This is a genomic window from Streptomyces sp. NPDC013455 (assembly GCF_040632975.1).
Taxonomy (GTDB): Bacteria; Actinomycetota; Actinomycetes; order Streptomycetales; family Streptomycetaceae; genus Streptomyces.
In genome coordinates this window covers 1-12,825 of the sequence record NZ_JBEYCX010000033.1, presented here as the reverse complement: position 1 = coordinate 12,825, position 12,825 = coordinate 1, and the positions used below count along the sequence as shown (strand labels likewise).

12 protein-coding genes are annotated in these 12,825 nt (G+C 70.9%); 8 read left to right on the top strand and 4 right to left on the bottom strand.

Going from position 1 to position 12,825, the window contains the following annotated elements; all coding sequences use genetic code 11:
* The first annotated feature begins 174 nt into the window (after positions 1 to 174).
* The 4 genes from ABZ576_RS32805 to sbnB all read left to right on the top strand — a co-directional run bounded on the left by ABZ576_RS32805 (position 175) and on the right by sbnB (position 3,890).
* Positions 175 to 393: an MbtH family protein gene (locus ABZ576_RS32805; protein ID WP_355934218.1), complete on the top strand. Its 219-nt coding sequence runs from the start codon at positions 175 to 177 to the stop codon at positions 391 to 393.
* A 32-nt stretch (positions 394 to 425) separates the two neighbouring features.
* Positions 426 to 1,709, top strand: coding sequence for an MFS transporter (locus ABZ576_RS32800; protein ID WP_360749234.1), 1,284 nt, complete (start codon positions 426 to 428; stop codon positions 1,707 to 1,709).
* Positions 1,710 to 1,863: 154 nt separating this feature from the next.
* Positions 1,864 to 2,883, top strand: coding sequence for a 2,3-diaminopropionate biosynthesis protein SbnA (gene sbnA / locus ABZ576_RS32795; RefSeq protein ID WP_360749232.1), 1,020 nt, complete (start codon positions 1,864 to 1,866; stop codon positions 2,881 to 2,883).
* A complete protein-coding gene (gene sbnB, locus ABZ576_RS32790; protein WP_360749231.1) occupies positions 2,877 to 3,890 on the top strand; it encodes a 2,3-diaminopropionate biosynthesis protein SbnB in 1,014 nt (337 codons plus the stop codon). The genes sbnA and sbnB overlap by 7 nt, the downstream gene beginning before the upstream one ends.
* 154 nt (positions 3,891 to 4,044) lie before the next feature.
* Here sbnB and ABZ576_RS32785 read toward each other — a convergent pair whose 3' ends face one another.
* The gene (locus ABZ576_RS32785; RefSeq protein WP_360749228.1) at positions 4,045 to 4,869 is read right to left on the bottom strand and encodes a hypothetical protein; all 825 of its coding nucleotides are present in this window, start codon (positions 4,867 to 4,869) and stop codon (positions 4,045 to 4,047) included.
* A 776-nt stretch (positions 4,870 to 5,645) separates the two neighbouring features.
* Between ABZ576_RS32785 and ABZ576_RS32780 the strand changes: the two genes are divergently transcribed.
* A complete protein-coding gene (locus ABZ576_RS32780; protein WP_360749225.1) occupies positions 5,646 to 5,804 on the top strand; it encodes a hypothetical protein in 159 nt (52 codons plus the stop codon).
* A 186-nt stretch (positions 5,805 to 5,990) separates the two neighbouring features.
* Here ABZ576_RS32780 and ABZ576_RS32775 read toward each other — a convergent pair whose 3' ends face one another.
* Both ABZ576_RS32775 and ABZ576_RS32770 read right to left on the bottom strand, forming a co-directional pair.
* A complete protein-coding gene (locus ABZ576_RS32775) occupies positions 5,991 to 6,407 on the bottom strand; it encodes a lasso peptide biosynthesis B2 protein (protein ID WP_360749222.1) in 417 nt (138 codons plus the stop codon).
* Between the two features lie 624 nt (positions 6,408 to 7,031).
* The gene (locus ABZ576_RS32770) at positions 7,032 to 7,784 is read right to left on the bottom strand and encodes a hypothetical protein (RefSeq protein WP_360749221.1); all 753 of its coding nucleotides are present in this window, start codon (positions 7,782 to 7,784) and stop codon (positions 7,032 to 7,034) included.
* Positions 7,785 to 8,331: 547 nt separating this feature from the next.
* On the opposite strand from ABZ576_RS32770, the gene ABZ576_RS32765 reads away from it, so the two are divergent.
* Entirely contained in the window at positions 8,332 to 8,901 is a 570-nt protein-coding gene (locus ABZ576_RS32765; protein WP_360749218.1) for a hypothetical protein, read from the top strand.
* A gap of 189 nt (positions 8,902 to 9,090) precedes the next feature.
* On the top strand, positions 9,091 to 9,543 hold the full coding sequence (locus tag ABZ576_RS32760; RefSeq protein WP_360749215.1) for an SRPBCC family protein: 453 nt from the start codon (positions 9,091 to 9,093) through the stop codon (positions 9,541 to 9,543).
* Positions 9,544 to 10,676: 1,133 nt separating this feature from the next.
* On the opposite strand, the gene ABZ576_RS32755 is transcribed toward ABZ576_RS32760, so the two are convergent.
* Positions 10,677 to 11,306 carry a TetR/AcrR family transcriptional regulator gene (locus ABZ576_RS32755; RefSeq protein ID WP_360749213.1) on the bottom strand — a complete coding sequence of 210 codons (630 nt, stop codon included), beginning with the start codon at positions 11,304 to 11,306 and terminating at the stop codon, positions 10,677 to 10,679.
* A gap of 104 nt (positions 11,307 to 11,410) precedes the next feature.
* Between ABZ576_RS32755 and ABZ576_RS32750 the strand changes: the two genes are divergently transcribed.
* Positions 11,411 to 12,469 (top strand): aldo/keto reductase, encoded by a 1,059-nt coding sequence (locus tag ABZ576_RS32750; protein ID WP_360749210.1) that lies wholly within the window; start codon positions 11,411 to 11,413, stop codon positions 12,467 to 12,469.
* Positions 12,470 to 12,825: the final 356 nt, after the last annotated feature.

The following is a 12,825-nucleotide window of genomic DNA, read 5'->3' as shown; positions in this document are numbered from 1 at the left end:
GCCGGGCCGCTGCGGCTTCGAGAGAACAACCGGCAGTCACGTCGGCAGCGTTGGCGGTGCGGTGACTGCGCCTCCTTCTCTGCAGCCGGACCGGGTGACTGCGACAGGCTTCCTGGCGCCGCCACCGGTCACGTGACGTTCGTGACGCGGCAGTTGACGCGAGGGAGGGCCCGCATGGCCGAGGAAGACATCGACGAGCGCACGTACCGCGTCGTCCTCAACGACGAGGAGCAGTACTCCGTCTGGCTCGCCGACCGTGAGCTGCCGCTCGGCTGGCACGCCGAGGGCACCGAGGGCACGCGGGCCGAGTGCCTGGCCCACATCGGCACCGTCTGGACCGACATGCGACCGCTCAGTCTGCGCCGGCAGATGGAGCGGGCGGCGCGCGGCTAGCGTCCGGCCCGGACCGGACGAGGAGGGGACGGATGACGAGCTCCGACACCAGGGCGTCGGCGGACGCGCGTCCGCCGGATCCGCCGGACGCGGGCACCGCCGATCCGGTGGTCCCGCTGCACCGCAACCGGGACTTCCTGCTGCTGTGGGGCGGCTCAGCGGTCTCCCTGCTCGGTTCGACGGCGACCACCATCGCCTACCCGCTGCTGGTCCTGGCCATCACCGGCTCGGCGTTCGCCGCCGGACTTGCCGGCTTCGTGGCGCTGCTGCCCGCGTTGCTCCTCCCGCTGCCGGCCGGAGCCCTGGTGGACCGCTGGCCGCGCCGGCGGCTGATGATCTGGTGTGACGGACTGCGCGCGCTCGGCGCGGCGGTCATCGCGGTCGCGTCCGTCCTCGACGTCCTGGGCCTGCCGCTGGTCCTGGCGGTGGGGTTCGCCGAAGGCGCGCTCACGGTGTTCCACGGGCTCGCCGCGCACGCGGCCGTCCCGAACGTCGTACCACCGGGCCAGCTCTCGCTGGCCCTGTCCCGCAACGAGGCGCGGGGGCGGGCCGCCGTGATGCTCGGGACACCGCTCGGCGGTGCGCTGTTCGGTCTCGGCCGGGCCGTCCCGTTCCTGGCCGACGCGCTGACCTACCTGGTCTCGCTGACCGGACTTCTGCTCATCCGCAAGGAGTTCGAGGCCGAGCGGTCCGCGCGCACCGGCAGCATGGGCGAGCAGGTCCGCGAGGGCCTGAGGTGGCTGTGGCGACAGCCCTTCCTGCGCACCACCTCCCTGCTGGTGGCCGGCAGCAACCTGATGTTCCGGGCGCTGTTCCTGGTCGCCATCGTGCTGGCCACCGATGTCGGGGCGTCCTCGGCGGGGGTGGGCCTGATGGTCGGCTTCGCGGGGGCCGGGGGCGTCCTCGGCTCGCTCGCAGCGCCCTGGTTCGCCCGCCGGGCCGGACTGGGCGCCCTGGTGATCGGGGCGAACTGGGCGTGGGCGGCGCTGATGGCCGTGATCGCCCTCAGCCGCGACCCTCTCACGCTCGCCGCCGCCTACGCCGCGATGTGGTTCGTCGGACCCCTGTGGAACGTGGCGCTGGGCAGCTACCAACTGAGCCTCACCCCGGACCGGTTGCGCGGCCGGGTGCTGGCGGCGACGAGCACGCTCTCCAACGGGGCGCTGCCGATCGGTTCGCTCCTCGGCGGCCTGCTGCTCGACTCGGCCGGCGCGCGGACCGCCGCGCTGGCCTTGGCCGGCTGGATGGTGCTGGTCGCCGGCGCCGCCTCGGTCGCCCGCTCCGTACGCACCGCGCCCGGCCCACCGGCGCGGTGACCCGCCGGGCTCCGGCCCGGCCGCGGCCACTCCCCCACCGGACGCGACCGGGCGGAGGCCGCCGCACACACCCTCGATCCAGTGCTGACAGGAGGAACCAGCGTGTTCCGCACCATGCTCGGGCCGTGCCCCGATCCGACGGGGCGAGGCCACCATGCCCGAACCTGACGACGGTCCGGCCGGCGTTCTCGGCACGATCGGCGGCACCCCGCTGGTCGAACTCGCCAAGCTCGCCCCGGGGCGGCACTTCACCACTTACGCCAAACTGGAGGCGTTCAACCCCGGCGGCAGCATGAAGGACCGGTCGGCCCTGGAGATGCTGCGCGAGCTGATCCGGAACGGCACCCTCGTGCCCGGCCGCTCGGTGGTCGTCGAATCGAGCTCCGGCAACCTCGGCATCGGACTCGCCCAGATCTGCGCCTACTACGGGCTCCGGTTCATCTGCGTGGTGGACCCCCGCACCAACCGGCAGAACATCGCCGTCATGCGGGCCCTCGGCGCGGAGGTCGAGGTGGTGAGCGAGTGCGATCCGGTGACCGGCGAGTACCTGCCCGTCCGGATCAGCCGCATCAAGGCGCTGGTCGCCCGCACCTCCGGCGCCTACTGGCCCAACCAGTACGCCAACCCGCTGAACCCCCAGGCGCACCGGCGGACGATGCGCGAGATCGTGGAGGCGGTGCCGGGCGGGATCGACTACCTGTTCTGCGCGACGAGTTCGTGCGGCACGCTGCGGGGCTGCGCGGAGTACGTCCGCGAGCAGGGGCTGCCGGTGACCGTGGTCGCGGTGGACGCCAGGGGGAGCGCCATCTTCGGCGGCGTCCCGACGTCCCGGCTGATCCCGGGCCACGGCGCGGCCGTACGGCCGGCGCTGTACCGCGACGGGCTCGCCGACGAGGTGGTCCACGTGACGGACCTCGACTGCGTGGTCGGCTGCCGGCAGCTCGCCGCCCGGGAGGCCGTCCTCGCGGGCGGCTCCTCCGGGGCCCTGGTGGCGGCGGTCGACCAGATGGCCGACCGCATCCCGGTGGGCGCGCGCTGCGCGGTCGTCCTGCCCGACCGCGGGGAGCGGTACCTCGACACGATCTACGACGACGAATGGGTCGCCCGCCACTTCGGCGACGTGTCCCACCTGTGGAAGGAGAAGAAGTCGGCGATGAAGGTGGCATCATGCTGATTCTGGGATCCGGGGAGGTCCACCAGGTCCTCGACGGCGCCGAGGCCGAGGTCCTCGCAGCGGTACGCCGCGCGTACCTGCTGCACGACCGGGGCCGGACGGCCCTGCCGCACTCGGTGTTCCTCCGTTTTCCCGAGGACCCGCGCAACCGGATCATCGGCCTGCCCGCCTACCTCGGCGAGGACGCGCCGGTGGCGGGCATCAAGTGGATCGCCTCTTTCCCCGGCAACACCGCGAGCGGCCTGGAACGCGCATCCGCCGCGATGATCCTCAACTCCATGGCCACCGGGCAGCCGGAGACCCTGCTGGAGGGCTCGGTGATCTCGGCGCGGCGTACCGCGGCGAGCGCCGCCCTCGCGGCGTCGGCGCTGGGCTCGTCCGTCCCGGAGACCGGCGTCTCCCTGATCGGCTGTGGAGTGATCGGCTTCGAGATCCTCGCCTACCTCCGGGCCGTCCTCCCCGGCCTCGCCACGGTCACCCTGTTCGACCTCGACCGCTCCCGGGCGGACGCCTTCGCCGCCCGCTGTCAGGCCCGCTGGCCCGGGCTGAGGACCGAGGTCGCCGGGAACGCCGAGGGGGCGCTCGCCGCCCACCGGCTGGTCTGCCTGGCGACCACCGCCGCCGCCCCGCACCTGACCACCGACGCCTGCCGGCCCGGCACCCTGGTGCTGCACGTGTCCCTGCGCGACCTGACACCCGAGAGCATCCTGTCCGCCGTCAACGTGGTCGACGACGCGGACCACGTGTGCCGCGAGTCGACCTCCCTGCACCTGGCCGAACAGCTGAGCGGCAGCCGGGACTTCATCACCACCTCCATCGGTTCCGTCCTGAACGCCGCAGAACCCTTCCGGCGCCCCGGGGACCGCGTCACCGTCTTCTCCCCGTTCGGCCTGGGCACCCTCGACCTCGCCCTCGCCGACCTGGTCCGCCGCCGGGCCGAACCGCTGGGCCTGGGCACCTGGGTACCGGACTTCCTGCCGGCCCCCGTCGGCGCCGCGTCCGGCTGACCCTCAACTGTGCCAGGCCGGACGACAGTCGGCCGCGGGCGACGAGGTCCGCGCCGTCTTCGCCGCCCTCGCCGCCCGGTACGGGGACGACCGCCCGACCCTAATGGGTGATGGGGGTTCGGCTGACTGCGGCAGCCCGGTCGTCCCCGCCTCGTCAGCGCCGAGTCGGTCGCAGGCGCTCGACGCGGTCGAGGTCGCCGGCGAGAAGGCTCCGGTGGCTGATGGAGAAGTCTCCGTTGAGCAGAGTCTGCCCTCCGCCGTAGTACCGGCCCACAACGGCGGTGGGAAGGAAGGCGCGCAGACTGTGGCGCATGTTCCCGGGGTAGTCGACGGGTTCACCCCAGCCGGCGGGGGCTTGGTCGGTGGCGAACAGGACCCAGTGGTCCACGGCCACGGCGGCGTCGAGGTCCGGCACCGTTCCGGTGTGGCTGTCCAGGGCCGGCACGGTCAACCGGTCGGGGTCGAGTGGCGGGTACCACAGCAGCAGGGGCTTGGCGCGTTGCGCGTCGGCGTTGTCGAAGCAGCACACGGCGATGGTGTGGCCGGGAAAGTGGTCGGCGTAGAAGCGCAGCAGGCCGGGGTCGAGGTCGGGGCGGCGGTGCGGCGGCACTTGTCGCAGCGCGGTGGGGACTGCGGTGGGGTCGGTGGCCAGGAGCACCGTGTAGACGTCGTGGTCGAAGACCTGGACGGGCTGCGGTTCCGCGCTCATCCACGCGATGTCGTCGGCTCGGGCGGTGGCGGTTCCGGCAGCGGCGACCATGCGGTGCAGGACGTCGCCCGTGCGCCCGGCGGAGAGGAAGTGCCTGGGGGTGAGCTGCGTGGTGGGCAGGTGCAACAGCATGGCGTTCGGGCCGTCCGCCAGATTGACGGCGGTGTTCTGGTAGCCCAGGACGTGGATGAGACCGTGCACCGGGTGGTGCTGCCTTCCGCAGTACACGATCGTGCCGGAGAACGCGGCCTCACCCGTCGAGATGCACATGGCGGCAATGTACCGTTCGGCCTCCGGGTGAGTGCGGTGGCTGCGGGGCGGGCCGCGACCAGGTCGGCGCCGTACCGGATCTGCCGGAGCCTGCACCTCGCGGCCCGGACGATCTACCCGAGGCCGGCGGATGGTCAGGCCCGGTACAGCCACCGGTGCAGAACCAGTCGTCCTCGGCGCAGGCCTGGTAGGCGACGGTCCCCCGTCCGTTGCGGCGGGCAGCGCGTCAGGTGCGGGCCTCCCCCCTCGAGATGGGCCGCGCACGTTCTCGGGTCGTGTCGCAGCAGCGGCTTCCCGGCGAGGGCCGCCACCCATGAGAATGTGACACTAATCACACGGCATGGGTGGAGGCCGGTGACGCGGGCTGGGTGCGGGCCGACCGGACCGGCTGTTCGTCTGTTTGGGCCCCGGGTGGGCGCGGCGGGACCCTTTGGTCTTCGATTCGGCGCCCGTGGTGTGCCCGGGTTCCACCGAGGGTGTTGTCGCCGCGGGGTGGGTGCGCCCGGCCCGCGCTCCACCGGCCGCCAGCGGGGCCGTTCGGGGCAGGTGACGGGCTGCGGGCCGTCTCGTCTTTCGATTTCCGCGATCCGAGGCCAGCTGCGCCGGGAAGTTGCTCCGATTTGAATTCTCGTTCTCGATAACGTGCGGGCATAAAGCGCCTGTAAGCACGTCAGAGCCGCAGGAAGGGCGATTGATTTCAAGCGGGTTGCGGAGAACACTGGATTACGTGCATTGCACAAAGGGGCGGTGGCTTGCGGGAAGGAGGTGACGGAATCATGGGGGTCAAGATGACGATGACCACCCGCTGCTCGGTCTCCCTGCAGCGGGAGCAGCTGCGGATGGTCATCATCGTCGTCGTCCTCGTGCTCTGGGTTGTGCTGGCGCAGGTGCACGGAGCGACGACACCGGTTGACGCGCTGTTGGGGCGCATCTGAGGAACGTGTCCGTTCCTCACGAAGGGCGGTTGCCGACGGGGCAGCCGCCCTTTCGCCTTGTCAGGTTAGCGCGGAAAGGGTGACGGGTGAAGTCCTTTCCGTGCCGCATCGACCGCAGTCCTTGAAACTGCCCGGTAATCTCTCCGCCTGTCACCCGAGGGGGCGGGATTCGAAGAATTCACGCAGTCAAATGCGGCGGAAGGCATCGATGCCCTGCTCGTCCGCGGCCATGACCGGGCCGGCCGCGGTTTCGATCCAGGCGTGGAACCGCAACGGGTCGGCGGCCGTGCCGATGCACCACGTCAGGCGTCTGCGCAGGGCGAGCAACGTGAGCGAGGCCAGGGATGTTTCGAGGCAGGCGGCGCGTCCGGGATGGCGGGCAGCGGCCTGTCGCACCGCTGCCAGAGCCGCCGCACCCTGGGCCCCGGTGGCCTCGTACCGGCACCAGTGGCGCGAGGTCCAACGCACCACCCGCAACAGGACACGGAAGGGCAGCCGGATCAGCAGCAGAGCGATCAGCAGGCCGAGCAGCCCCAGCGGCGGAGTCCGCCGGACGGGCAGGCCGCCCGGACGGGGCGCACGCGCCCCCGGATCGGCCGCCATCGTCACCTCGGCTGCGCCGGCTGCACACCTGCCACCGGCGAGGGAGCGCCCGCGAGGTGCCGGGCCGTCGACCGTTGCGGCCGTGCGCGGGCCGCCGGCCGTTGCGGCCGTGCGCGGGCCGCCGGCCGTTGCGGCCGTGCGCGGGCCGCCGGCCGTTGCGGCCGTGCGCGGCCCGGCGGGCGGCGGGCGCGCGGCCGGGCGGGCGGCGGGCGCGCGGCCGGGCGGGGACATGCGGATCACGGAGCGGCAGGGCACAGCGGCGCGGCCGTGGTGGCAAGCGGCCGGGGTGCGGACCGGGCACGGCCGAGCCGACTGCGGCAGCCGAAGCCGGTCGCTCGGCCGGAAGCGGCGGCCGGCGACGGAGCCGGGCAGCGGGACGCGGGCCGGAACCCGAGGCAACGGTCGGGCCCGGCCGCCAGCCGCGGCTGCTCGCCTCACCCGCCGGCCGCCGGGCGCTAGGCCGTCGTGCCCGGCCCGGGCTGATGATCCTCGGCCGCCACCAGCAGACCACCGCACGGCCCTCCCTCATCGTCACCGCTCCCCCGCCGGCCCCCGCGCGTACGCCCGCTCGCGGGGCCGGCGTCGCTCCAGGCACTCGCGTCCGAGCCGCACCCGTGTTTCCGCTTAGAGGCCGCCGAGAGCGATGTCGGGTCCGTCCGGTGCCTCGACCGTGTGCTCAGCGTGGGTGTGGTCGAAAGGCTGCGCCGCCGGGCAGTCCAGTCCGTCCAACCTGCCGTACGAAATGTCGCCAGGAAGAACGTCAGGTTTTATGAACGTCCTCTCCGGCTCGATGGCCGGGAAGTCGTCCTGCATGAAGGTGCGCAGGTCGCTCACGCATGTGTCCAACCGGATGACGTTCAGAGAGTGCACCGCCTGCCCGACGATCTTTGTGAAGTCGTCCAGGACGAGCAGGGGCGTGGGGTGCAGCAGGTACTTGCCGAACTTGACGGCGGCTTCGAGCGTGGGGTTGCCCTTGGCGGAGCTGGTGACCAGCTCACTCGCCCAGCCCTCGGGGGAGGCCTCCGGGAGGATGAGTTTGCCGAGGGCGTCGAAGCCGTCGGCCGCACCCCTCTCGCCGATGTGGGGCCTCACTATGTCGTCGTCCAGGGCCGTGACCGTGATGTCGCTGTCGGCCCAGTTGTAAGCACGCAGGAGCACCGCCAGTTCACCGGCAGCCTTGACGAGCTTTTCCTGGGACGCCGCATCGCCGGGAACCGGGCCGGGCGGCAGGCCCAGCAGCTTTGCAGCCTGCGAGACCACCTTGCTCACCTTCTCCGCACGCTCCTCTGCAGGGCACTGGGTGCGAAGGATGGCGGCGGCCTTACGGGCTGCCCGCAGCAGCTCGTAGGCGCCGAGCTCGCGTTCCTGCCTCGTCATGGGTGCGAATGTCGGTTGTTCGCCGTTCGAGACCACTGCTGCCTTCCGGCGTTTCCGTGACCGCATGAAGCCGACGGTAGCTTCCAGGCGGCACTGAGGGGTGACCGTTGTGGTCGGCGAGGCAAAGGACGCAGAAGCCGCCGAAAGGTGAACGTGTCTCGGTCTCTCGCGCGGTGCCGCCACGAGCAGGAGGAGCCGACCAGCGCCCATACCGGGTGCTGGCCCTGCCGCAGCGATGACGCCCCCAGCGCGGGGATGGCGCTGGGGACCGTGAGACCGCTCTGCAGGTCAGCCGCGCCACGGCCGATGTCCAGTGTGGACAGCCATTCCTGCTGCTCGGGCGGGAGGCGTGCGCTCACGGTGGCCCGCGCGGATCGTCCGGCGTGGGCCGCGGAGGCTGTCGGAGGCCGCGAATGAAGCCACCGCCACCTTCACCGGTCACGACTGGGCGATCAGCGCTCGCGAGCAGCCCATGGCCGGGCGAAGGTGGTCGGAGACCTGCCCTTTCATCGGCTCACCGATGTCCCGCATTGCAAGGAGCACCGCCGTGTCCGGACGCAATACCGTTATCCGCAGCCTGCACGATCTGGGGCTGTCCGCGTGGTTCGGTGGCTCCCTGATGGGCGCTGTTGGTCTCAACGGGGCCGCCAGACAGGAAGGCGGTACAGAGACCGCCCAGGCGCGCATCGCATCAGCCGGCTGGACCAAGTGGATGCCGGTCAGTGCGGCCGCCGTCGCTGCGCACCTGTACGGAGGCGGAGGCCTCCTCGCCGTCAACGCCCACCGGGTGGGCAGGCAGAAAGGTGTGGCCGGCTCCTCCACCGCGAAGACGGTCGTCACCGCGGCGGCACTGGCCGCCACCGCCTATGCCCGCGTCCTGGGGAGGAAGATCGAACTCGCCTCCTCCTCCGACCCTCAGGACACCGAGAAGGCAGCCAAGCACCCCATCGACACCGCCAAGGCCCAGCGCCAGCTCGCCTGCGTGCAGTGGGCGGTGCCGGCCCTGACCGGATGCCTCGTCGTCCTCAACGCCCTGCACGGCGAACAGCAGCGGCCGCTCGAGCAACTGCACGGGATGTGGGAGCACGCCCGCGCCGTCACCCCGCTCCTGCCCTGACGGTCAGCCGGTCACCGGCGCCCCTCGGGGGACGCCCTGGGCACTGAGCACGTCAGAGGTCCCCTCGGGCGGCGGGTCGTGAAGGCGTCAGCGGAGGTCGGCCGAGACGGGCACACGCCGGCAGGCATGAGAACCGCCTTAGAAGGAACGTGTCACTGGACAGCTGACATCACCTAGGAAGGATCATCCGTGTCGCAGGTCGAGGAATCCATCGAGGTCAACGTCCCCGTGAGCGCCGCCTACAACCAGTGGACCCAGTTCGAGGACTTCCCGCGGTTCATGGACGGCGTCGAGCGCATCGAGCAGCGCAGCGACACCCTCACCCACTGGGTGACGAAGATCGGCGGAGTCACGCGGGAGTTCGACGCAAAGATCACCGAGCAGATCCCCGACGAGCGAGTCGCCTGGACCAGCGTCGACGGTGAGGCCAAGCAGGCCGGCGTCGTCACCTTCCACTACATCGACGAGACCACCACAAAGGTCATGCTGCAGCTCGACTACGAGCCCGAAGGGCTGGCCGAGACCGTCGGCGACAAACTCGGCTTCGTCAAGCGGCAGGCCACCGGCGACCTGAAGCGGTTCAAGGAGTTCATCGAATCCCGCGGCGGCAACGAGACCGGCGCCTGGCGCGGCGAGGTCTGATACCGCCGACCGTGGAATGCCAGCCCGTTCACCTGCTGGGGCGCGGGCGGGTCGGCTCCTACGCATGACCCGCGCCCGGGACCAGGGGTCCTGGCAGCCGGGCAACGTGATCAGTCCGACCTGGACCACTGGTTTCACGGTCGACCCGCGCCGCGTCCCCGCCGGCACGTCAGCGCGCCGCAGCACCAGATCCGCGGTGGCGGCCGCCCTCACGCAACCACAGGCGTACCGGCTCCGACGGTCGGCGTACTCACCGCGAGACATTGCGTGGCAAAGCAACCCGACCGTGGGCGCGCACTGCGTGATGTGCCTCTTCCCCACCACCGACGACGCAGGGCTGGTCTCCGAGGAGGCCGGCCCTGCTGTGGCGCCGTCGGCCGTTGGCCCTTCGACGCCCCACAACGTCAGCAGCTGCCCCTCGCGTACAGGGGCCGGACCGCCCGGCGGTCAGTCGACCTTGACGGCTGCCGGCTGCTTGTCCGGCCAGGGCCTGTGCCAGTTCACCGAGACGTGCCGCGTCTGGCTCGAGTCCTCTTATCCCCAGGATGCGAAGAAGATCGAAGAACGTCTCGTCCGAGGAGATTGGCGAGTCCAGCAGCACGGCGAGGGGACCGGGCTCGTCGTACGGCACCTTCCAGGGCTGCCGATCGGGGTGTGCAGTGGTCTTGGACTCCTCCGGGGAGGACTCTTGTGCACGCGGCTCGGGAATGTCCGCCGGCCCGGAGTTACCAGTCTCCGCGGCGCCGGTGCGGGTCGGAACCGAGACTGAGCGCATCGAGCTGCCGTTGGTCCTCAAGGAAGGCTCCATGGTGTCGCTGCCGGACCATCTCCGCCAGCGACCCAACACCATGAGCGCCGCCAACTGGGCCCCATGGCTCTTTCCCGGCCGGCGGGCAGGGCAGCTCATGACCACTGAGGCCCTCGCACTCCGCCTCCCCCGCCCGGGGTTCTTTGCCCAGCGGGAACGCGCGGCCGCGATGCGCCTGCTCGTTGACCAGGCCCTCGCCTTCCATGGCCACCCGCATGCTCGGCCACCACAACGAGATCGCCCCCGAGGTCGACGGAACCTTGAGTCCCTATCCCCCCAAGATCGGCGCACGGTGATCAGCACTCGGACGGGTGCAAGAAGTCGGTCACGAAAGACCTCGTTCACCCCGCACGTATGCTCCCGCGCACGCTGCGGCTGCGGCGGCCTCGGCGGCTTGGTCCGCGGCGGCCTCGTCGAGATGGTCGCCCGTGGTCAGCAGGCGGTAATAGAGGGGGGCGGAGACAGCACGGATGACCTCGTGGACATCGGTGCCCTCAGGCACCTCGCCCCGCTCGATGGCTTGCTGGACGCAGGGCGCCCACTCCTTGACGCGGATGTCGTAGAAACTGTGCAGGGCCTCAGCCGTCCTGGCCTCGCAGGTGGCGGCGGCGATCACTGCCTTGAACAGTGCTCCTTGCCGCGGGTCGGCCAAGGTGCGCTGCACAAGACGGGCGTTTGCCTTGAGATCGCCGAGCAGCGAACCGGTGTCGGTACGCGGCAGTGACTGCTCGGCCATGTCCACAAGCAAGTCGGCCACCAAGCCGGTCACCGTTCCCCAGCGGCGGTAGACGGTGGTCTTGCCCACCTCGGCACGGCGCGCGATGTCGGCGAGGTCCAGGCGGGCAAAGCCATGCTCTGCCAAGGCGTCCCCAGCCGCTTGCAGCACCGCCGACCGCACCCGCGCCGTGCGCCCTCCAGGACGGAGGGTCCCCGGATCCGCACCCTCAAACCCCATAACGGGACTCCAGTTCCATTAATCGCTTACGTCTGCTACCTTGAGGCACACACTAACGGAACTCCAGAACCGTTAGCCAGTCAGGCAGCGAGAGAGGAACAGCGATGGAATACCGACGGCTGGGTGCGTCCGGCCTCAAGGTCCCCGCACTGAGCTTCGGCGCCGGCACCTTCGGCGGCCAGGGACCGCTGTTCGGCGCCTGGGGCACCACCGACGCGCGAGAGGCACGCCGCCTCGTCGACATCTGCCTGGACGCCGGGATCACGATGTTCGACACCGCCGACGTGTACTCCGGCGGCGCCTCCGAGGAGGTGCTGGGCGAAGCGATCAAAGGCCGCAGGGACCGGGTGATCGTGTCCACCAAGACCAGCCTGCCGATGGGCGACGGCCCAGGCGATGCGGGCTCCTCCCGTTCGCGTCTGATCACCGCATGCGAGGACGCCCTGCGCCGGCTCGGTACCGACTACCTCGACCTGTTCCAACTGCACGCTTTCGACGCCGGCACCCCCGTCGAGGAAGTCCTGTCCACACTCGACGATCTCGTACGAGCAGGAAAGGTCCGCTACGTCGGCATCTCGAACTTCTCCGGGTGGCAGGCGATGAAGTCCCTCTCGGTCGCCGAGAGGTACGGCTACCCGCGCTACGTCGCGCATCAGGTCTACTACTCCCTCATCGGCCGCGACTACGAATGGGAGCTGATGCCCCTCGGACTCGACCAGGGCCTCGGAGCCCTCGTCTGGAGCCCCCTCGGCTGGGGACGGCTCACCGGCAAAGTCCGCCGAAACCAGCCCCTGCCGGCCAACAGCCGACTGCACCACACCGCGGACTACGGCCCGCCGGTCGAGGACGAACACCTCTACCGCGTGGTCGATGCCCTCGACGAGATCGCTCAGGAGACCGGCAAGAAAATCCCGCAAATCGCCATCAACTGGCTGCTCCAGCGGCCAACCGTTTCATCCGTCATCATCGGCGCCCGCAACGAGGAGCAGCTCCGGCAGAACCTCGGTGCCGTCGGCTGGACTCTTACACCCGACCAGGTGGCGAAACTCAATGCGGCGAGCGGCAAGACAGCGCCCTACCCGTACTTTCCCTACCAACGCCAGGAAGGCTTCGCCCGCCTCAACCCACCGGTAGGCGATGTCGCGACACCGCCTGCCGCATGACATCGGCGGCATACGTGACACGTAACCGTGGCGGACATGTCCGCCACGGAGAACACCAGAACAGACCCCGCGAACAGCCCTCCAGCTCAACACAATCCAGGGCCTGGGAAGGTTCCCGATACCCTTCTGCCCGGCCAGGACGCAGATGGCGTGCAGCTGCTGAACGCTGATGCCGCCAATCCAGCAGCCGGCGATGGCCGGCACCGTGGTGTGCGCGGGCGAGGCGACGACCGCGGCCCTCGCCTGTCGCGCCGCCCGGCCGGGCCCGCCGGGGTGCCGTCCGCGACCGGGGTGCCGTCGGCGGCCGGGTCGAGCAGCCGGTGGACGCGGAGCGAGGCGACCGAGCAGGCGTCGGC

Coding starts and splice junctions, on each gene's coding strand:
- ABZ576_RS32805 (WP_355934218.1), top strand. CDS start 175: ATGGCCGAGGAAGACATCGACGAGCGCACGTACCGCGTCGTCCTCAAC.
- ABZ576_RS32800 (WP_360749234.1), top strand. CDS start 426: ATGACGAGCTCCGACACCAGGGCGTCGGCGGACGCGCGTCCGCCGGAT.
- sbnA (WP_360749232.1), top strand. CDS start 1,864: ATGCCCGAACCTGACGACGGTCCGGCCGGCGTTCTCGGCACGATCGGC.
- sbnB (WP_360749231.1), top strand. CDS start 2,877: ATGCTGATTCTGGGATCCGGGGAGGTCCACCAGGTCCTCGACGGCGCC.
- ABZ576_RS32785 (WP_360749228.1), bottom strand. CDS start 4,869: ATGTGCATCTCGACGGGTGAGGCCGCGTTCTCCGGCACGATCGTGTAC.
- ABZ576_RS32780 (WP_360749225.1), top strand. CDS start 5,646: ATGGGGGTCAAGATGACGATGACCACCCGCTGCTCGGTCTCCCTGCAG.
- ABZ576_RS32775 (WP_360749222.1), bottom strand. CDS start 6,407: ATGGCGGCCGATCCGGGGGCGCGTGCGCCCCGTCCGGGCGGCCTGCCC.
- ABZ576_RS32770 (WP_360749221.1), bottom strand. CDS start 7,784: ATGACGAGGCAGGAACGCGAGCTCGGCGCCTACGAGCTGCTGCGGGCA.
- ABZ576_RS32755 (WP_360749213.1), bottom strand. CDS start 11,306: ATGGGGTTTGAGGGTGCGGATCCGGGGACCCTCCGTCCTGGAGGGCGC.
- ABZ576_RS32750 (WP_360749210.1), top strand. CDS start 11,411: ATGGAATACCGACGGCTGGGTGCGTCCGGCCTCAAGGTCCCCGCACTG.